The organism is Mesorhizobium sp. M8A.F.Ca.ET.181.01.1.1, assembly GCF_004792025.1.
Classification (GTDB): domain Bacteria; phylum Pseudomonadota; class Alphaproteobacteria; order Rhizobiales; family Rhizobiaceae; genus Mesorhizobium.
In genome coordinates this window covers 43,489-63,614 of the sequence record NZ_SRTV01000014.1, presented here as the reverse complement: position 1 = coordinate 63,614, position 20,126 = coordinate 43,489, and the positions used below count along the sequence as shown (strand labels likewise).

Annotated in this window: 16 protein-coding genes; 9 read left to right on the top strand and 7 right to left on the bottom strand. The window is 64.6% G+C overall.

From position 1 onward, the window contains the following. Window positions 1-276 precede the first annotated feature (276 nt). Entirely contained in the window at window positions 277-1,215 is a 939-nt protein-coding gene (locus EN824_RS31360) for a diacylglycerol kinase family protein (RefSeq protein WP_135867457.1), read from the top strand. 353 nt (window positions 1,216-1,568) lie between these two features. Here the strand turns inward: EN824_RS31360 and EN824_RS31355 are convergent, their stop codons facing one another. From EN824_RS31355 to EN824_RS31345, 3 genes are read right to left on the bottom strand one after another with little or no spacing between them, the layout of a single operon-like run. Continuing rightward, complete coding sequence (locus EN824_RS31355) at window positions 1,569-2,486, bottom strand: NAD(P)-dependent oxidoreductase (RefSeq protein ID WP_135867456.1); 918 nt, start codon at window positions 2,484-2,486, stop codon at window positions 1,569-1,571. Beyond that, window positions 2,483-3,697 (bottom strand): mandelate racemase/muconate lactonizing enzyme family protein, encoded by a 1,215-nt coding sequence (locus tag EN824_RS31350; RefSeq protein ID WP_135867455.1) that lies wholly within the window; start codon window positions 3,695-3,697, stop codon window positions 2,483-2,485. Before EN824_RS31350 ends, EN824_RS31355 begins: the two co-directional genes overlap by 4 nt. Continuing rightward, the gene (locus EN824_RS31345) at window positions 3,694-5,310 is read right to left on the bottom strand and encodes a GMC family oxidoreductase N-terminal domain-containing protein (RefSeq protein ID WP_127279781.1); all 1,617 of its coding nucleotides are present in this window, start codon (window positions 5,308-5,310) and stop codon (window positions 3,694-3,696) included. The genes EN824_RS31350 and EN824_RS31345 overlap by 4 nt, the downstream gene beginning before the upstream one ends. 205 nt (window positions 5,311-5,515) lie before the next feature. Here EN824_RS31345 and EN824_RS31340 point away from each other — a divergent pair, with 205 nt between their 5' ends. Together EN824_RS31340 and EN824_RS31335 are read left to right on the top strand one after the other, a co-directional pair. Next, window positions 5,516-6,457 (top strand): phosphoribosylaminoimidazolesuccinocarboxamide synthase, encoded by a 942-nt coding sequence (locus EN824_RS31340; protein WP_127279780.1) that lies wholly within the window; start codon window positions 5,516-5,518, stop codon window positions 6,455-6,457. 352 nt (window positions 6,458-6,809) lie between these two features. Next, entirely contained in the window at window positions 6,810-7,205 is a 396-nt protein-coding gene (locus EN824_RS31335) for an acyl-CoA thioesterase (RefSeq protein ID WP_127279779.1), read from the top strand. A gap of 504 nt (window positions 7,206-7,709) precedes the next feature. Here EN824_RS31335 and EN824_RS31325 read toward each other — a convergent pair. Then, window positions 7,710-8,078, bottom strand: coding sequence for a helix-turn-helix domain-containing protein (locus EN824_RS31325; protein WP_127281183.1), 369 nt, complete (start codon window positions 8,076-8,078; stop codon window positions 7,710-7,712). A gap of 90 nt (window positions 8,079-8,168) precedes the next feature. Between EN824_RS31325 and EN824_RS31320 the strand changes: the two genes are divergently transcribed. The 4 genes from EN824_RS31320 to EN824_RS31305 all read left to right on the top strand — a co-directional run bounded on the left by EN824_RS31320 (window position 8,169) and on the right by EN824_RS31305 (window position 12,197). Continuing rightward, window positions 8,169-8,774: an NADPH-dependent FMN reductase gene (locus EN824_RS31320; RefSeq protein ID WP_127873489.1), complete on the top strand. Its 606-nt coding sequence runs from the start codon at window positions 8,169-8,171 to the stop codon at window positions 8,772-8,774. A 198-nt stretch (window positions 8,775-8,972) separates the two neighbouring features. Continuing rightward, window positions 8,973-9,527 (top strand): helix-turn-helix domain-containing protein, encoded by a 555-nt coding sequence (locus EN824_RS31315; protein WP_135933055.1) that lies wholly within the window; start codon window positions 8,973-8,975, stop codon window positions 9,525-9,527. Then, window positions 9,524-10,627: an HlyD family secretion protein gene (locus EN824_RS31310; protein ID WP_127873487.1), complete on the top strand. Its 1,104-nt coding sequence runs from the start codon at window positions 9,524-9,526 to the stop codon at window positions 10,625-10,627. The genes EN824_RS31315 and EN824_RS31310 overlap by 4 nt, the downstream gene beginning before the upstream one ends. Window positions 10,628-10,634: 7 nt before the next feature. Continuing rightward, window positions 10,635-12,197, top strand: a complete 1,563-nt coding sequence (locus tag EN824_RS31305) for a DHA2 family efflux MFS transporter permease subunit (protein ID WP_135867454.1) — start codon at window positions 10,635-10,637, stop codon at window positions 12,195-12,197. Here the strand turns inward: EN824_RS31305 and EN824_RS31300 are convergent. Continuing rightward, window positions 12,163-13,434 (bottom strand): RNA polymerase sigma factor, encoded by a 1,272-nt coding sequence (locus EN824_RS31300; protein WP_135867453.1) that lies wholly within the window; start codon window positions 13,432-13,434, stop codon window positions 12,163-12,165. The genes EN824_RS31305 and EN824_RS31300 overlap by 35 nt on opposite strands. Further along, a complete protein-coding gene (locus EN824_RS31295; protein WP_127280567.1) occupies window positions 13,431-13,835 on the bottom strand; it encodes a YciI family protein in 405 nt (134 codons plus the stop codon). Before EN824_RS31295 ends, EN824_RS31300 begins: the two co-directional genes overlap by 4 nt. Window positions 13,836-14,011: 176 nt before the next feature. On the opposite strand from EN824_RS31295, the gene EN824_RS31290 reads away from it, so the two are divergent. Next, entirely contained in the window at window positions 14,012-14,938 is a 927-nt protein-coding gene (locus EN824_RS31290) for a DMT family transporter (RefSeq protein WP_127280568.1), read from the top strand. A 70-nt stretch (window positions 14,939-15,008) separates the two neighbouring features. Here the strand turns inward: EN824_RS31290 and EN824_RS31285 are convergent, their stop codons facing one another. Next, entirely contained in the window at window positions 15,009-19,322 is a 4,314-nt protein-coding gene (locus EN824_RS31285) for an autotransporter outer membrane beta-barrel domain-containing protein (protein ID WP_135897782.1), read from the bottom strand. 371 nt (window positions 19,323-19,693) lie between these two features. On the opposite strand from EN824_RS31285, the gene EN824_RS31280 reads away from it, so the two are divergent. Beyond that, window positions 19,694-19,984 carry a hypothetical protein gene (locus EN824_RS31280; protein WP_127279450.1) on the top strand — a complete coding sequence of 97 codons (291 nt, stop codon included), beginning with the start codon at window positions 19,694-19,696 and terminating at the stop codon, window positions 19,982-19,984. Window positions 19,985-20,126 lie beyond the last annotated feature (142 nt).

The following is a 20,126-nucleotide window of genomic DNA, read 5'->3' as shown; positions in this document are numbered from 1 at the left end:
TTTCGGCTTGGCGATCGGTAGCCGCCTGAGATGGGTTGAACTTACGCCGGGTAAGGGTTGTGGGGAATGGGCTTGCCCCTGTGGATAGCGGGATTATCGGGGACCGATGCCAGAAGCCAGGGAAATTCAAGCGCGAACACCTTAGACAGCCTGCCCCGCTTTTTCGGCGAACGAACCGATGGTGCCCCTTGCCCTGCCGACAGGCGCGGGTTTCAATGCTGGCAAAGGATCGGGGCCGGCAGGATCGGGCCGGCGCCTTCCGGGGGAGGAAAAGCATTGAAGGTCGGGGTGGTGCTCAATCCGATTGCCGGCGGCGGCCGGCTGAAACGGCATTGGCCCGATGTCGCCGCCGCGCTGAAAAAGCACTTCGGCGATTTCGAATTGCGCGAGACCCAGGCCGAGGGCGATGCCGAGCGGCTTGCGCTCGATCTCGCCGCAAACGGCTTCGACCTGGTGATCGCGGCCGGTGGCGACGGCACCGCGAGCGAAGTGGCCGACGGGTTGCTGCAGGCCCGCGAGGAGGGCGGCAGGACCACCGAACTCGGCCTCCTGCCGTGCGGCACAGGCATCGATTTCGCGCGCGGCCTCGGCCTGCCGACGGAGATCGACGCGACGCTGAAGCGGATTGCCGAAGCCAAGGCAAGGGCGGTCGATGCCGGCCGTATCTGCTACATCGACGAGCATGGCGCGCTGGCCAGCCGCCACTTCATCAACATCGCCAGCCTTGGCCTGTCGGGCGCCACCGACCGCGCCGTCAATGCCGACAAGCGCAAGGGCAGGATGTCGGCCAAGACGCTGTTCCTGTGGCGCACCGTGGTCGAGTTCGTCCGTTACCGCTTCCAGGACGTAAGGATCACCGTCGATGACGGCGACCCGGTCGAGGCGCGCATGGCGCTGGTGGCGGTGGCCAACGGCAAATTCTTCGGCGGCGGCATGATGATCGCGCCGGATGCGGAGCTGGCCGACGGACAGTTCGACATCGTCATCCTGCGCGCGGCGGGCAAGCTGAAGCTGATCTGGGATATCAGGCTGCTCTATGGCGGCAGGCACCGCAACCACCCCGCCATCACTATCCTGCGCGGCCGGAAAGTGGTGGTCGAACCGCTCGGCGACGCCGAAAAGAATGGCGCGCTGGTCGATATAGACGGCGAGTCGCCCGGGCGCATACCGGCAACCTTCGAGATCCTGCCCGGCGCGCTGACGCTGAGATATTGAGCAGGGCGTTGAGCGGGGTGGAGCGTTCCCATAGCGTCGTCATTCTATGGCGAAGCAAGGAGCGTAGCGACGCGGCGCAGACCATAGGATCCATGCCGTGACCTTGGCCAAAGAATACGACGAAGCAGAAATCAGCACCGTTGCAGCGTCTTGACGTCACGGCATGGATCCTCGGGTCAAGCCCGAGGATGACGAAGGGAAGGGGTGTTTCCGCCAATCGCGGAGGCATGCAGTCCGATTGAAACCTTCGCCCAAGAAAGCAGTCGAGATGCTGCAGTTTTGATTCAGGCCGTGGCGGCAATGATTCCAGATGCTTGCCCAACGCCTTGATTTCATTGGCTGGTCTGCCGGGATCACATCTCCAATCTGGCCGGAAAACCAGGCGCGCGCAGGTCGGTACCGACAGCATCTTCCAGCAATTTGACGATCTGCGTCGACCACGCTCCGCCGCCATAGGCTGCCTTGCCCTGCTCGAAAATCGCGTTGACCCGCGATGCCAGTTCGAGCGGCACGCCCGATTGTTCGCCCATGGCGAGCGCGAAGCCGAGGTCTTTCAGCGCCAGGTCCATGGTGAAGCCGATGTCGTAGGAGCCGTTCAGCACGAGCTGGCTTTCGGTCTCGTGGACGAAGCTGTTGCCGGAAGAAGCAACGATGGCGTGGTAGGATTGCGCGAGGTCGAGCCCGCCCCGCTTGGCCAGCATCAGCGCCTCGCCGGCGGCGACCAGATGGATGAAGGCCAGCATGTTGGTGATGACCTTGATCACCGCCGCCGAGCCGATCGGCCCCATCAGGAACGACTTGGCGCACATCGCTTCGATGGCTGGGCGGTGGCGCTTGTAGAGGGCCGCATTGCCGCCGACCAGCGCGGTGATCTTGCCCACCGCCGCCAGATGCACGCCGCCGGTGACCGGGCATTCCATTGTCTCGACGCCCTTGGCCGAGGCGAGGGCGGCAAGCCGCAAAATCTCGTCGCGGCCGTTGGTCGACATCTCGATCCAGGTGCCGCCCTTGGGCAGGCCTTCCAGCAATCCGCCCGGGCCGGCCAGCACTGCCTCGCTGACTTTTGGTGAAGGCAGGCAGCTTATGGCATTGCCGGCGCGGGCGGCGGCCTCGGCGGGACTGCCGGCAGCCGTGGCGCCGAGCGCGACAAGGCGCTCGACGGCGGTGGGGTCGCGGTCGACAACGGTAACGGCAAAGCCGTTGCGGATCAGGCTGGCGGCAAGGTTGCCGCCGAGATGGCCAAGGCCGATGAAGGCGTAGCTTTCGCTCACGGCACCAGCGGCATCTGCATCATCTGCAGATGCAGGTCCTTGCCGGTGTAAGGATGCGCGTCGCAGACCGCCTCGTTGAGCTCGACGCCGAGGCCAGGCTCCTTCGAGGGGATGACGTTGCCGTCCTGCCATTCGATCTTCTTCTTCAGCAGCGTCGCGTGGAAGCCGTCCCACTGCTTCAGCGATTCCAGGATCAGGAAGTTCGGCAGTGTCACCGCGAGCTGGATGTTGGCGGCACCGACGATCGGCCCGCAATAGCAATGCGGCGCGACCTGGATGTGGTAGGCCTCGGCCATGGCGGCGATCTTCTTGGTTTCGAGAATGCCGCCGGAGCGGCCGAGGTCCGGCTGCAGGATGGTCGCGGCGCGGTTCTCGATGACGCGGGCGAATTCGGACTTGGTCGTCAGCCGCTCGCCGGTGGCGATCGGGATCGAAGTCGCACGCGCCACCTGCGCCATCACTTCGGGCATGTCCGGGGGCACCGGCTCCTCGAACCACAGGGGGTCGTAGGGTTCGATGGCGCGCGCCATGCGCAGCGCGCCCGATGCGGTGAACTGGCCGTGCGTGCCGAACAATATGTCGGCGCGGGTGCCGACCGCCTCGCGGATCGCCTTGATCATGCTGGTGGAGACATCGATGTCGACGAGGCGCGGCTGATGACCGTCGAAGGCGGTGTAGGGACCGGCCGGGTCGAGCTTGACGGCATTAAATCCCTGCTCGACATATTCGAGCGCGCAGGCTGCGGCCATCTCAGGGTCGTTGTAGACGTTCCTGCCATCGGGCGCGTCCTCGGAATGGACGCTGCCCGTGTGCGGGTAGAGATAGGTGTAGGAGCGCAGCGTCTCGTGCACCTGGCCGCCGAGCAGCTTGTAGACCGGCTTGTTCGCTTCCTTGCCGACGATGTCCCAGCAGGCCATTTCGAGTGCCGAGAAGCAGCCCATGCCGGAGACGTCGGGACGCTGGGTGAAGCCCGAGGAATAGGCACGGCGGAAGAAGTTTTCGATGTCGTGCGGATCGCGGCCGATCAGATAGCGCTCGGCCATGTCCTCGATCATCCTGGCCGTGACATGGGCGGAGAAGGTGGCATTGTAGGCTTCGCCATAGCCGACCACGCCGCCGTCGGTCGTGAGCTTGACGAAGATGAAATATTTGCCGCCGATGCCGGGCGGCGGGTTGCCGACAACCCAGGTCTTGACGTCGGTGATCTTCATGTGTGGTCCTCCAGAACCAGTTCGGCGCCCTTCCACCCGGTCATGACCGAGGCGGCGTTGGTGTTGCCGGTGATGTTGTCGGGAAAGATCGAAGCGTCGATGACGCGCAGGCCTTCAAGGCCATGAACTTTCAGGCGCGGATCGACGACGGAGCGCGAGGGGTCGGGCCCCATGCGGCAGGTCGAAACCGGGTGATAGACGGTCCCGGAGCGCTTCCTGAAATCGGAGAGCAGGTCGGCGTCGGACTGGATCGACGGGCCGGGCAACACCTCCTCGGCGATGATCTCGGCCATGGCCGGCATCGAGGCGATCTTGCGCACGAATTTCACCGCCGCCAGCATCTCGTCGACATCGGCATTGGTGGAATAGGCGTTGGCGACGATCTTGGGATAATCGAGCGGGTTCCTGGAGCGGATCATGATCTCGCCCCGGCTCGAGGGGCGGCAGTTGGACAGGCCGATGGAGAAGCCCGGCCATGGGTCGGGCGTCAGGATCGGCCGCTCGCCGTTTTTCGGGATGAGGGTCGAGAAGGCCTGGAAATAAAGCTGCATGTTGGGCCGCGAGAAGGCCGGGTCGGTGCGGAAGAAGCCGCCGCCATGGTTCATCGACAAAGACAGTGGGCCGGAGCGCGTCAGGATGTACTGCATGCCGACCAGAAGCTTGCCCCACCAGGGCCGCAGGATCTGGTTGAGCGTCGGCAGCTTGCCCTTGAAGGTGTAGTTGATGCCGACATGGTCCTGCAGATTGGCGCCGACATTCTCGTTGGCTTGCACGACCGGGATGCCCAAGCCTTTGAGCAATGCCGCGGGGCCGATGCCGGAGAGTTGCATGAGCTGCGGCGAGTTGATCGAGCCGGCGGAGAGGATCACTTCGCGGCCGGCTCGTGCCGTCCTGGTCTCACCGTTGCGCAGATATTCGACGCCGACGGCGCGCTTGCCTTCGAACAGGATGCGGCTCGCCAGCGCGTTGGTCTCGACGCGGACATTGGCGCGCTTCATCGCCGGGCGCAGGAAGGCGCGGGCGGCCGACATGCGGCGGCCGTTCTTGGTCGAGATCTGGTAGATGCCGACGCCTTCCTGGGCAGCACCGTTGAAATCGGGGTTGAGCGGCAGGCCGGCCTGCTGGCCGGCGGCGAGATAACGCTTCGTCAGCGGGTGGACGGCGTTCGTGGTGTCGCTGATGTGAAGCGGGCCGCCGGTGCCGCGCCATTGGTCGGCGCCGGCCTCATTGTCCTCGAGCGCCTTGAAGGCCGGCAACAGATCGTCATAGCCCCAGCCGGGATTGCCGGCGGCGCGCCAGTCGTCGAAATCCTCGCGCGCGCCGCGGATCCAGACCATGGCGTTGATCGAACTCGACCCGCCGAGCAGCTTGCCGCGCGGCCAGTGGTCGACATTGCCGCCAAGGCCGGGATCCGGCTCGGTCTTGTAGTTCCAGTTCACCGTGGGATCGAAGAAGGTCTTGCCGTAGCCGAGCGGCATCTGCACGTAGAAGCGACGGTCGCTGCCGCCGGCCTCCAGCACCAGCACGGAGAAACGGCCCGAGGCCGAGAGCTTGTCGGCGAGCACCGAGCCGGCCGAGCCGGAGCCGACGATGATGAAATCATAGGTCTGCATGATGGAAATGGGCGGCTCCTGAAAACAGGGCGCAGCCTAGACGCCACGAGTTCGCCGCGTCGCCGCGCCTTCCGGCATCGGTTGTGAAAAAAGCGACTGGTCTATCCGGCCGGGTTGTGGGGAATACCGACAATCGCGCTTGATATGCATGGGGTCGACGGACTATGCGGGGACATCGGCCACTCTGCACAAGGCAGGAGAACCCATGCGTGTCCTGTCGGATGCTTTCATTCCCGAACTGCCGGGCTATTACCGGGGCAAGGTCCGCGAAAATTACGACCTGACCGACGGCAGGCGCATCATCATCGCCACCGACCGTCTCAGCGCCTTCGACATCATCCTGACCTCGATCCCGTTCAAGGGAGAGATCCTGACGCAGACGGCGCGCTACTGGTTCGAGGAAACCGCCGACATCTGTCCGAACCATGTGCTGGAATATCCCGACCCCAACGTCGTCGTCGGCACAAGGCTCGAGATCCTGCCGGTCGAGATCGTCGTGCGCGGCTATCTGGCCGGGACCACCAGCACCTCCATCCTGACCCGGTACAAGCGCGGCGAACGGGAGATGTACGGAATGCGCCTGCCGGACGGCCTGCGCGACTATGAGAAGCTGGCCGAACCGGTCATCACGCCGACGAGCAAGGCCGCCGATGGCGGCCATGACGAGCCGCTGTCCAGGGCCGAGATCCTGGGGCAGGGCCTGCTCATGCCGGCGCAGTGGGAGACCGTTTCGAGCTACGCCTTGCAGCTGTTCGCCCGCGGCCAGGCGCGCGCCGCCGAGCGCGGCCTGATCCTGGCCGACACAAAATACGAATTCGGCACCGACAAGGACGGGACGATCATTCTCGCCGACGAAATCCACACGCCCGACAGCAGCCGCTACTGGATCGCGGCGAGCTACGAACAGGCGCTGGCTGATGGCACGCGGCCGGAGAGCTTCGACAAGGATTTCATCCGCTCGTGGGTGGCGGCGCGCTGCGATCCTTACAAGGATCCGATCCCGAGGATCCCGGACGAGGTCGTCGAACAGGCTTCGCGTGTCTATGCCCAGGCCTTCGAGGCGATTACGGGCAAGGCATTCGTTCCCGACCTTTCCGGGGATACGGTTCTCGATCGTATCCGAGCTAACCTTGCAGATTATTTTTGAGAGGTGCGTCTCTCAGCTAGCGCCTGGTCTTACGCCGCGCAGTCGACCCCCACTCCGTCGAGCTTCGCTCGACACCTTGCCGGGGCGAGCCGCGGGTCTCGCCCGTCCTTCGGACCCCCCGATCGACGGGGAGAGGAAAGGCGCGAGCTTGCCCGGCCGGGCTCCCTTCCTCTCCCTCCGGAGGGGGGAGAGGTGGCGCTGCGAAGCAGCGACGGAGTGGGGGAAGCCCTCTCCAAAACCGCACCACCGGCGAGCCTGTGATCCCATGGAGGCGAGGAAGCGGGGGCTGCCTTGCGTTGACCTATTCCTGCCGTGGCGATACCGATGATCATTATATCGAGGGATTTCTCGCATGGTGCAGTACGCGGATGGACGGCCGATCGGAGACCTGACGCTGCGCACGCTGGCCATGCCTTCGGACGCCAATGCGGCCGGCGACATTTTTGGCGGCTGGGTGATGGCGCAGATGGACCTTGCCTGCGGCATTCGCGCCGCCGAGCGCGCCAGGGGCCGCGTGGTGACGGCGGCGGTCAAGGAGATGTCCTTCGCCAAGCCGATGAAGATCGGCGACACGCTGTGCATCTACACTCATGTCGAACGCGTCGGCCGCACCTCGATGACGCTCAAGGTCGAGGCCTGGGCGCAGCGCTATCTCTCCGACCTGATGGAAAAGGTCACCCACGCCGATTTCGTCATGGTGGCGCTCGACGGCGAGGGCAAGCCGAAAGCCGTTCCAGCCGAGAATTGATTCGATACCGCCACCGCGCGACATTTGTAACATCGCCCGAGCGGAGCGATGCGCTCAGCGACATCCTGCCGTTGCCTCCACGGCCAATTCTGCTGGCGTCGGAGGAAGACAATGCGTCAACACCTATTGAACGGCTGGCTTGCGGCGGCTCTCGCCGCCCTGGCCTGCCTGCTCGGCATAACTGCTTATGCCGAAGTCAAACAGGACCTCGGGCGCACCGCCTGTTTGCATGACACGACTGGTGTGAAGGAGCGGAGAGCGACGTGCGCGATCTGCAGCCCGATGCCTTGCGGGGCCATGGCGCCAAGAGCCTGATTGGCTGCCTTTGGAATGCGGTCACCGTCGCGGGGCGCGAGCATGCGTGAGGCCGAGCCTCGAGCGCCACAGACAAACTCCCAGGTCTTTTTCAGCGGACCAAGGCGTCTATTTCAGGGAACCATGACTTCCCTGCAAACACGCAGCGTCGCTCGGTGCGAATTCCGGAGCCCTTGCCGTGCAAGGGTTTCAGGCTTGCATCTCGTCGAATCTGGCGCGCGCCGACTGAACGCGCTGGGTGTTCTTGCGCGCCCATTCGCCAAGCGCGCCGACCGGTACCAGCAACTCATGGCCGAGTTCGGTCAGCTCGTAATCGACGCGCGGCGGAATGGTCGGAAACACCTTGCGCGTGACGAAGCCGTCGCGCTCCAGGCCGCGCAAGGTGGTCGTCAGCATCTTCTGCGAGATGCCGCCGACGGCCGCGCGCAGCTCGTTGAAACGCAGCGGTCCGCCGCCCAGTTTGCCGACCACGAGCACGGTCCATTTGTCGCCGACGCGCTGCAGGATCTCCGACACGGCCCGGCAGTCCTCGGTGTTATGCGGGTGCCTCAGTAACAAAAACGTGCCTCCTTGCGCGCCTGTTTGTCAGTATCACATATAGCGCCGGTATCCAAACGATACCAAAAATTCCCGCAAGGAGAGCCCCTTATGTCCAAGCCCAAAATCGCCATTGTCATCGGTTCGACGCGCGCCGCCCGCTTCGCCGACGTGCCGACGCAGTGGATCGCCAAGATCGCCAAGGCACATGCCGATATCGATGTCGAAATTGTCGATCTGCGCGACTTTCCGCTGCCCTTCTTCGATGAGGTAGCGTCTTCGGCCTGGGCGCCGTCGCAGAACGAAGTCGCACAGCGCTGGCAGAAGAAGGTCGCCGGATTCGACGGCTTCATCTTCACCGCCGCCGAATATAATCACGGCCCGACGGCCGTGCTGAAGAACGCCATCGACTACGCCGCCAACGAGTGGAACAAGAAGCCGGCAGGCTTTGTCGGCTATGGCAGTGTCGGCGGCTCGCGCGCCGTCGAGCAGCTTCGTCTGCACGCCGTCGAATTGCAGATGGCGCCGGTCAAGTCCGCCGTCCATATCGCCTGGGGCGATTTCCTTGCCGTGCGCCAGGGCGAGAAGAAGCTCGAAGATCTCGAGCACCTGAACCAGGCCGCCACCGCGCTGGTCAACGACGTCGCCTGGTGGGCCAAGGTACTGAAAGCCGCTCGTGCCGCCGATGCCGTCGTTGGGGAAGCCCAGGCGGCCTGATCTCGTAGCAGATCATCATCCTCCCGAAGGGCGGCGCTTGCGCCGCCCTTTTTCATTGGGGTTCTTGCAAAGAAGTTGCGGCTGCGCCCGCAGTCAATTGCGTCTCTCGCGCCCACTCGCATGATCACGACCGAGTGACTTGCATAATGCAACTAACTTGGCTACAAGTCACTTTCATCTTGAAAGAGGCTGTCGATCATGGTTGCGAAAACAAGCTTCGAAACACGCCCGTGCCCGATCGCGCGCAGCCTCGACGATGTCGGCGAGTGGTGGAGCATCCTGCTTCTGCGGGACGCATTCCAGGGGCTGACGCGCTTCGACCAGTTTCAAAAGAGCCTGGCGATCGCGCCCAACATCCTGACGCGGCGGCTGAACAGCCTGGTCGAGCGCGGGCTGTTCGAAAAGCGCGTCTATTGCGAACGGCCGCTTCGTCACGAATATGTGCTGACCGCCAAGGCGCGCGATTTCCGCCCGGTCCTGCTTTCCTTGCTCGCCTGGGGAAACAAGCATCTGGCGCCCGAGGGCCCGAGCCTGGTGGTCGTGGACAAGACTAATGGTCGCTGGGCCGAGCCGGTTCTGGTGGATCGCCAGAGCGGCAGGCAGCTCGACAGCGATGATTTCACCATGGCCACGGGGCCGATGGCCACCGACCGCATGCGCCAGCGATATCGCTTCACCAGCAACGGCTCCGGCCTGCCGCTTGTCGACAACGCGCTGGTTGATCAAAGCCGTGAAGAGGCGCGGAGCAAATGAACAAGGTTCTCTCCGCTGCCGAGTTGCAGCCAGTGCAGCCCTCGACCGTTGAAATTCCCGCGCCGGCAAGGAAGCGCCGCAAGCCGTTGCTGGTATTGGGCGCCCTGGTCGCTGTCAGCGTCGCCGGATGGTATGGCCTCCAATGGTGGCAGGCAGGCCGTTTCCTCGTCTCGACCGACGATGCCTATGTCGGCGGCAACGTCACGCCGCTGGCGCCACGCGTTGCCGGGCACATCGACGAGATCCTCGTCGAGGACAACCAGCATGTCACGGCGGGCCAGCTCGTCATCCGCATCGACGACCGGCCGTTCATGGCGGCGTTGGACCGTGCGCGGGCCGCCGTCCAGCAGCAGCAATCGGCCCTCGATAATCTTCGCGCCCAGGTCTCGCTGCAGAATTCGCTGATCGAGCAGGCGCAAGCCGATCTCGAGGCCAAGAACGTGGCGGCCGTCTTCACCGCCCAGGACGCCAAACGCTATGAGGCGCTGGCCAGCACCAAAGCCGGCACGCAGCAGGACGCGCAGAGAAGCCTTGCCGCCGATGGCCAGGCCAGGGCGTCGGTGACCGCCTCCCGCGCCGGGCTCGCGGCCGCCACGCAACGGCTCGATGTGCTCAACACCCAGATCTCGGAAGCGACCGCCGCGCTCGCGGCCGCCAGGGCCGATGTCGATACAGCGCAGCTCGATCTCGGCTTTACCGAGGTCCGCTCGCCCATCGACGGTATCGTCGGCAACAGGCTGGCGCAGGTCGGCACCTATGTGTCGCCGGGCAGTTATCTCCTGACCATCGTTCCGGCTTCAGGCCTGTGGGTCGATGCCAATTTCAAGGAAGACCAGTTGCGCGACATGACCGACGGGCAGGCGGCGACGGTCTATACCGACATCGCGCCGGACGCGCCGCTCAAGGGTCATGTCACCAGCCTTGGGCCGGCGACGGGAGCGATCTTCAGCGTGATCCCGCCACAGAACGCGACCGGCAATTTCACCAAGATCGTCCAGCGCGTGCCCGTTCGCATCGCCATCGACCAGGACCAGGCGCAAAAGGTCGCGTTGCGGCCAGGCTTGTCGACCACGGTCATGGTCGATACTGGCGCGCACTGAGGACGCCATGTCTGAGCGCGCCGTCCCGCAATCCTTCATCGCCAGCATTCTGCCATTCATGGTGATGTGCGTCGGGATGTTCATCGCGCTTCTCGACATCCAGATCGTGGCGTCGTCGCTGCAGGACATCGGCGGCGGCCTGTCGGCCGCGCAGGACCAGATCGGTTGGGTGCAGACATCCTATCTGGTGGCGGAAATTATCGTCATCCCGCTGTCGGGCTGGCTCACGCGGGTGTTCTCGACACGCTGGCTGTTCACCATTTCGGCGGCCGGTTTCACGCTCGCCAGCATGCTGTGCGGCTTCGCCTGGAGCATCGAAAGCATGATCGTGTTCCGCGCGCTGCAGGGGCTGCTCGGCGCGTCGATGATCCCGACGGTGTTCACCTCGTCGTTCCATTATTTCCAGGGGCCAAGGCGGGTCTATGCCGCAGCGGTGGTCGGCAGCATCGCCTCGATTGCGCCGACGCTCGGGCCTGTCATCGGCGGCTGGATCACCGACACGCTGAACTGGCACTGGCTGTTCTATGTCAACGTCATTCCGGGCACCATCATCACCATCCTCGTTGCGCTGCTGGTCAAGATCGACAAGGCCGATCCGTCGCTGCTCAGGGGGGCCGACTATATCGGGATGGTGCTGATGGCGGTCAGCCTGGGCACGGCGGAATACGTCCTTGAGGAAGGCTCGCGCTGGAACTGGTTCGACGATGCCACGATCCGCAATGGCGCCATCGTCGCCGGGATCACCATGGTTCTGTTCGTCATCCGCAGCCTGACCTTTGCGCAGCCGGTGGTCGATTTCCGTGCCTTCGGCAACCGCAATTTCGCCATCGGCTGTTTTCTCTCCTTCGTCACCGGTATCGGCATCTTCGCCACGATCTATCTGACGCCGCTGTTCCTCGGCTATGTCAGGGGCTACGACGCCTTGCAGACCGGGCTCGCTGTGTTCTCCACCGGCGTCGCCTCGATGGTCGGCGTTCCCGTCTACATCTTCCTCGCCAAGCGCTTCGACACGCGCTGGCTGATGATGTTCGGGCTGGCCTCCTTCGGCGCCTCGATGTGGAGTTTCAGCGCCATCACCAGCCAGTGGGGTGCGGCCGAGCTGCTCATTCCGCAACTGTTTCGCGGTTTCCCGCAGGTGTTCGCCGTCGCGCCGAGCGTCAATCTCGGCCTTGGCAGCCTGCCGCCCGAACGGCTGAAATATGCCAGCGGCCTGTTCAACACGATGCGCAATCTCGGCGGCGCGGTCGGCATCGCCATTTGCGGCGCGATCCTCAACGACCGCACCAATTTCCATTTCCTGACGATCGCTTCGCATCTGACGCCGCAGAACGAAGCCGCGATGCGTCTGGTCGACAACGTCGCGCTGCGTTACGGGCAGTTGCCCGGTGCCGTCGCCGACGGTCACACCGCTTCGCTGAAGCAGCTATGGGCGCTCGCCTATCGCGAGGCATCCACCATGGCCTACGCCGACGCCTTCCTGGCGATCATGGCCGCCTTCGTCATCGCGACGGCGCTGGTTCCGTTCCTGCGCAATGTCACGCCGAAGGCGCCGCCGCCGGACGCTCATTGAGGGTGGCACGGGCCAGCAACAGCGCGCGCTCTCTGTCATTGCCGGTCAATTGGGCGGCGTGGCGGAACGCGGCGCTGGCTTCCGCCCGATGGCCGAGCTTCTCCAGGAAATCGCCGCGCACCGTGGGCAGGAGATGCGAGTCCTTCAGGCGCGGCTCGTCCTTCAGCGCCTCGACGATGGCGAGGCCTTGCGCCGGACCGAACGCCATGCCGACGGCCACGGCCCGGTTGATCTCGACGATGGGCGAGGGGGCCGCCAAGGCAAGCGCCTGGTAATAGGCCGATATCGCGATCCAGTCGGTGTCGGCGGCGGTGACCGCGCGGGCGTGGCAGGCCGCGATCATCGCCTGCAGCAGATAGGGGCCGGGCGCCGAGGTCAGGACCATGGCGCGATTCAGGCCGTCGAGGCCGCTCCGGATGAGCGACCAGTCCCAGCGGCCGCGGTCCTGGTCGAGCAGCAGGATCGGATCGCCCGCTTTGCCGGTGCGGGCCGCGAAGCGGGAGGCGTTGAGCTCCATCAGCGACACCAGCCCCCGCACCTCGGGCTCGTCGGGCATCAGCGCCGCCAGCGAGCGGCCGAGGCGCAGCGCCTCGGCGCAGAGATCGGCGCGCAGCCAGTCCGGTCCGGCGGTCGCCACATAGCCCTCGTTGAAGATGAGATAGACCACCTCCAGCACTGCGGCGAGGCGCTCGCGGCGCTCTTCCGCGCGCGGCGTCTCGAACGGGATGGCGGCATCGCGAAGGGTTCGCTTGGCGCGCACGATGCGCTGGGCAGCGGTGGCTTCGGGCACCAGGAAGGCGCGGGCGATCTCCGGCGTCGACAGCCCGCCAAGGAGTCGCAGCGCCAGCGCGGCGCGCTGCTCGGCGGGCAGGACGGGATGGCAAGCGGTGAATATCAGCCGCAAGAGGTCGTCGTCGATATCCTCGTCGAGCGCCGTCTCGATGTCGGGCATCTCGCGCTCCAGCTCGGCGAGGTCGATGGCGAGCGTGCGATGCTTGCCGTCGATCATGGTGGTGCGGCGCAGCCGGTCGAGCGCCCGGTTCCTGGCGACCTGCGTCAACCAGGCGGCCGGATTGCGCGGGATGCCGTCGCGAGGCCAGCGCTCCAGCGCCAGCACGAAGGCGTCCTGCGCGATTTCCTCGGCCAGCCCGACATCCCTGAGGGTGCGTGCCAATCTGCCGGTGAGCTTCGGCTGCTCGATCCGCCAGACGGCCTCGATGGTTCTGTTGGCGATCAATCCTTGATCCTGCCGAGACGATCCGCCACCTTCTGGACGTCCTCGGGAAATTCGCTCATTTCAAAGACCTGGCGGATTTCGATCACGTCATTTTCTCCAGCGGGGCAGCGGCGGGCCCATTCGATGGCCTCGTCGCGTGAGCGCACGTCGATCACCCAATAGCCGCCCAGCACTTCCTTGACCTCGGCGAAGGGGCCGTCGACGACCAGAGGCTTGCCACCCTTGTAGCTGACCCGCGCCCCGGCGGACGGCGGATGCAGGCCGTCGAGCGTCAGAAGCACGCCGGCTTTCTTCAGCTCGTGATTGTACTTCATCATCCCTTCCACCGCCTCGGCGCTGGGCATGACATCGGGCGCCGCCTCCGCGTAGCCGCCGGGGATCATCAGCATCATGAACCGCATGGTCTTCTCCTTGGTTGGGTTGGTTCAATCATATGACGAACGGGCCATGGTGAAATCGACAGGCGCGGGAGAAACTTCGAATCCCGGATCTCGAACGCGTGTTGGACCGCCATATCGGCGAGGCTGCCATCTGGCCCCGCCGGTCCGCCCTGATATATCCGGCTGCGATCCATCACATGAGGGGCCTCGTGAAGTCATCTAGCCTGGCAGGCGCCGTTTCTCCCATGGTCCCGGTGCTTGTCTGCGCTCTAGGCATCTTCCTGCTGTCGGGGATGGACGCGGCCATGAAGGTCCTGGTCATCGCGGTAGGCGTCTACAACACGGTGCTGTGGCGCAGCATGCTGGCAACCGTGGTTGCGGGCACAGGCTGGTCGATGGGGCCACGCAGGCTGCCCGCGCTTCCCGTGCTCAGGCTGCATGCGCTGCGTGCCGCGGTCGTCGGCTTTGTCTTGCTCTCCTTCTTCTGGGGGCTCGCCCGCCTGCCACTGGCGGAGGCGATCGGGCTCAGTTTCGTCGCGCCGCTGTTTGCCTTGCTGCTTGCCGCCTTGCTGCTCGGCGAGCGCATACAGCGGCAGGCGATCTGGGCCTCGCTGGCCGGCATAGCGGGCGTCGCGATCATCGTGAGCGGCCAGTTCGGGCAGGCGAACCATGCCAGGGATGCCTTGCTCGGCACGGCGGCGGTGCTGGTATCGACGGTGTTCTACGCCTACAATCTGATCCTTGCGCGGCAGCAGGCGCTGGTGGCCAAGCCGATCGAGATCATGCTGTTCCAGAACCTGTGCGTGGCGGTCATGCTCGGTCTCGCGGCGCCCTGGCTCGCCATTGCCCTGCCGGGCGAGCTCTGGCTTCCGCTCGCCGGGGTGACGGCGCTGTCGCTCGCCGGCCAGTTCCTGATGAGCTGGGCCTACGCGCGTGCCGAAGCGCAATATCTGATCCCGACGGAGTACTCGGCCTTCATCTGGGCGATCGCGCTTGGCTGGTTCTTCTTCGACGAGGCGGTGACCTGGACCACGCTGGCGGGAGCGGGCCTCATCGTGGCCAGTTGCCTGATCGCGGCGCGTTCCAATCCAAGGCTTGCCGAGCCGATCGAAGCCGCGGTCTGAGGGCAGGTTTGCCGCCGGGCTCACACCAGGCGCGCTGCCCGTCTCCCGGGGAAAGCGCGCCTGGCTCGACTTACCACTTGACCTTGAAGCCGACCGTGCCGCCGATGGAGCGGCTGTCGCCGAAGTCTTCCAGGCTGGTGCGTGCCAAGACCTCGCCATTGACGGAATAACGGTCATCGGCCCAGCTCAGCGAGCCGCCGAGACCGAGCCCGCCCGACAGCTGCCGCGACTTGCTGCTGAACACGGTGCCCGAGACATCGACATCGGAGCCGTCGAGGAAGTCGTAATAAAGATTGCCGATGCCGTAGACATGCGAGCGGCTCGTTTTGCCCGTCTTGTCCTTCCATCGGCTTTCATAGTCCGCCGACAGGCCGAGCCTGCCGATCAGGCTGTCGCTGCCGCCATTGGCGACGACGGCGCCGTAGGGGTCGGTAAAGCTGTCGAAATCGACCGAGGAATAGCTGAGCTGCGCCTGCGGCGTCAGCGACCAGTTGCCCTGGAGACCGATCTTCTGCCCGGCTTCGATACCGAGGCCATAGCCGAAGCCGTTATTACCCTTGACCAGCCTTTTGCCGAGCGTGGCGGAGGACAGGTCGCTGTCGAACCAGGTCAGTTCGGCCTGCGCGTCGACATAGAAGCCGCTGTTGCCGTACCAAGTCAGCGTGCCGCCGAAGCCGTAGCCTGTCGTGTCGATCGAGCCGAGGCCGAAAGCCGAGGAGATATCCGACTTCACCGTACCGTAATGAACGGTCACGCCACCGATCAGGACGCCGGAGGCCATTTGCGCGAGCTGGCCGTCGAGGCCCGCCTGCACTCTCCACAGATCCGCGTCGTAGTCGGTGCCGGTCGTGGACGTGCCGGGGTCGAACTTTTTGTGGGCGGCTTCGATGCGGCCCCAGATCGGACTGCCACCCTCGACGCGGTCGTCCGCATCGGGTTGCGCCGCTCCGGTCCATGAGCGGTTGCCTGCGCGCTGCTGCAGCGTTCCGAGCTGGTTGAAACTCTGCAGCACGCCGGCATAGGCCTCGTAGACCGGCACGCTGGGAGCGTAGAGCGGCGACGTCGGGCCGCCGGGATCGACGGGATTGATCAGCGCGGAGCGCAGGTACCAGTCGCCGTCGGCCGGCGTGGAAATGCCGTTCTGATACATGCGGTAGGCATAGGCGCCGGCCACCACGGCCTGGTCGCCCTGGAAGACGTAATCGCCCAAAAGGTTGAAGGTACCGGCCGACGTGCCGCCGACATCGATGATCTTGATGCCGTCGACGGTCTGCGCGCCACCACCGCCGAGGCCAATCACCTTGACGTTGGCGGTGCCCGAGGTGTTGCCGGTGATGACGAGCTTGTCGGTGGAAGAGGCGTCGCCATCGAGAATAGCCTCGATCTCGACCGTGCCGCCCGCGCCGACGAAATTGCCCTGGATGGTCAGCAGGCCGATGGAATTGCCGGGCGCGATGACGCCGCCGGCCTGGAGTGTCGTCGATCCCACGGTGCCGTTACCGCCAAGCGCTCCGCCCCCGAGAATGGTGACGGCCGAGTTGGCAAGGGAGCCATTGACCGAGAGCTTGCCGGCCTCGATCGTGGTCGCGCCGTTCAGCGTATTGATGCCGGTGAGATCGAGATTGCCGGCGCCCCGCTTGGTGAGCGTGCCGCTGCCTTCGATGATGGAGGCAAAGGTGGCGTTCGCCGGCTGGTCGAAGACGAGCGCGGCGTCGTTCAGGATGTTGCCGGTGCCGAAGCTCGTTGCCTGGCCGATCAGCGTGCCGGCGGAGATCGTCGTGCCGCCGCCGTAGCTGTTCGTACCGGCGAGCGTCGTGCTGCCGGCGCCCTGCTGCACAACTGAGCCGCTGCCGGATATCGCGCCGGCGAGGGTCACGCCGTTGGAGCGGTCGATGATGAGGGTGCCGTTGTTGGTCACGTTGCCTGCTATCGAGCCTGACGTGCCGCCATTGCCAAGCTGCAGCGTGCCGGCCGCGATCGTCGTCACGCCGGCATAGGTGTTGTCGGCGGTCAGGATCGTGGTGCCGGTGCCGATCTGGCTCACCGCGCCGCTGCCGGAGATGACGCCGGCAAAGGTCACTGCATCGGAACGATCGAAGGCAAGCGTCCCGTTGTCGATGACATTACCTGCTATCGAGCCTGACGTGCCGCCATTGCCGAGCTGCAGCGTGCCGGCCGAGATCGTCGTGACGCCGGCATAGGTGTTGTCGGCGGTCAGGATCGTGGTGCCGGACCCCAACTGGTTCACCGCTCCGCTGCCGGAAATGGTGCCGGCAAAGGTATAGCTATCCGTGCGGTAGAAGGCGAGCGTGCCGTTGTTGGTGACGTCGCCTGTTATCGAACCGGATGTGCCGCGATTGCCGAGTTGCAAGGTGCCGGCCGAGATCGTCGTGCCGCCGTTGTACGTGTTGTCGCCGGTCAGGGCGGTGGTGCTCGAACCCTGTTGGATCACGCCGCCGCTGCCCGAGATGACGCCGGCAAGAACCAAGCCGTTGGAGCGGTCGAAGACGAGGGTGCCGTTGTTGGTGATGTTGCCAGTTATCGAACCCGACAGGCCGCCATTGCCGAGCTGCAGCGTGCCGGCGGAGATCGTCGTGCCGCCGGTGTAGTTGCTGTCGGCCGTCAGGATCGTTGTGCCCGAACCCTGCTGGATCGCTGCGCCGTTGCCTGAAATCGTGCCGGCAAAGGTATAGGTGTCCGAGCGGTCGAAGGCCAAGGTTCCATTGTTGGCGACGTTGCCGGTGATTGAACCTGATGTGCCGCCATTGCCGAGCTGCAGCGTGCCGGCCGAGATCGTCGTGCCGCCGCCGTAGTTGCTGTCGCCGGTCAGGATCAGCGTGCCGGCGCCAAGCTTGGTCAGCGCGCCGCTGCCGGTGACCGCCTGGCTGGCGGTGAAAGCGTTACCGGCGTCGGCGATGTCGAAGCTGCCGCCCAGCAACCCCAAGGTGATGGTGCGGTCGGTGCCGGTGAAGGCGGTTCCGGTCACCTGCAGCACGCCGCCATTGAAGGTCAGGCCGCCGGAAGCATCGCCGAGATTGTTGTCGGCGGAGACCGAGAGCGTGCCGGCGGAGATCGTGGTTCCACCGCTATAGGTGTTGGCACCGGTGAGCACCGTCGTGCCGGTGCCGATCTGGCTCACCGCGCCGCTGCCGGAGATGACGCCGGCATAGGTGTAGGTGTCGGAGCGGTCGAAGGCCAGCGTGCCGTTGTTGGTGACATTGCCAAGAATGCTGCCGGTCGTACCGCCATTGCCGATCTGAAGCGTTCCCTGCGAGATCGTCCAGGCTTGCGTGGCGGTGTTGTCTGCGGTCAGCGCCCAGGTGCCGGCGCCGGTCTTTTCGAGTACGTCGAAGTTCCGGTACTGGCCGGTATCGCCGATCATGCCGTCGAGGACCGCGGAGTTGTCGCCGCCGAGGGTGAGGACGTCATTGGCTCCACTTCCGCCCACGACATTGCCGACGATCACCGAACCGGCCTGAAGTTCAAGCTTAAGGCTCCCTGTCGAGCCTGCGATAAGAGAAATGGCATTGGCGCCCGCGCCGCCGCTAACGGTGCCGCTGTTGACGATGCTGAGCGACCCCGCGACGCTGTTGGTCATGATTGCGGCCGCCCCGGTGCCGCCCTGGATTTTGCCGGTGTTGATAATCGTCCCGACATTACTGGTGCGCACCACTACGCCGATGCCACCGCTGGTCGTACCCTCGCCACCCAGGATGGTACCGTTGTTGGTGAGCTTTGTCTGCGCGCCGGCGGGACTCCCAATCGCAACGCCGATGCCTCCCGGTCCTTGGCTACCGCTACCTCCCTGAATGGTGCCGCCCGCGTTGTTTATCAACTGGCCACCGGAGCTCACTTGCACACCTGGACCGCCAGCCGTGGTGCCGTTGCCGCCTACGATGCTGCCGCTGTTGGCAAGCGTCGAATTGTTCATGACGCTCGCGCCAATTTGTCCGGTGGTGCCCGGAGTGCTGAATGAGGCGCCTTCAACCGATACCTCATTGGTGACGTTAGCCCCATTATTAACCACAAGCCCGGCCACGTTACTCAGTCCGACAACATTGCCGGTTCCGGTCACGATCACCGCTTGTCCACCGCTGAATTGAGGAGCCGTCAGCGTGTATCCATTCGTGTCGATCGTCAGCGGGCTGGTCGAAGTCAGGACGTTGATGCTGGTCGTGATGTCGGACCTCAGGACGATAACGGGCGTTGGGTCACCCGTCGAAGTGATCGTGGCCAGGGCATTGTTGAGTTCGCCCAGGCTGGCGACGTCGTATTGCGCCGCCGATGCCATCCCTGGAAACAGGCAGGCGACCGCCGCGCCGTTCACACCCGCAAGGAGCGTGCCGTCCCAAATGCGCCGAAGCGCGCCGCCGTTCGCCTTCATCAGTCTGCCCCGCTCGAAACTCTGCTGCCTGCCATGCCGAATGTCGCGGTTCGGGTGGCTCGCGCCGAACCAAACCGGCAATAGGTTAACTCCGGGTTTGATTCCTGTCTCGCAGTTGATGCGTTCGTTACTGATTTTTTTCTGCCGTTACTTCAACGCAACATTAGATTTTCTGCATATAAGCAGTATATATAAGTAATTCCTTGTGTGGCTGGATGGCGGCGAAACTGCCGGGCGCAACGGGCGCGGCATGGTTTCCAGGACCGGCGGTGGACCGCTCCCGGCAGTGCTCAGCCTGAAATTTGCAAATCCCTCATTTGCGTTTGAAGCCATCAAGCCAGCGTCCTATGCTTATGCCGCGAGGCGATGACATGAAGGCGCATGAAGCGTTGATAGCTTGGAGCGGATGGGACGATCAGTCCCCGACGCGTGGCCACGTCGCCGTCGGCCTCATCGTCGGCGAGGGCCAGGTCGACTGGTCGGCGGGATATGCCAGCACGGGCGGCGCGGCCTTCGAGGCACGCCGCCAGATTCGCGGCGCGCAAAGCATCATCGGCATCTTCAGGGATTTCCATTATCTGGTCGTCGATGAGCGCCTGGATCCCGAGAGGGTCCACAAGGCGTTTCTCGTCATCGACGAGTATGCCGAGATAGTCGGGTAATCAAAAAGCGTGGTTCGCCATCGATGCGGCGGTCGCCGAGATCGGCGACGTGGAAGCGCCAGCCTTGCTCGACCTCGTTCCCGGAGCGGCAATTGTATGGGCTCGCCAAAAAGCAGAGCTTCATCCGCGGACCTGAATCAGG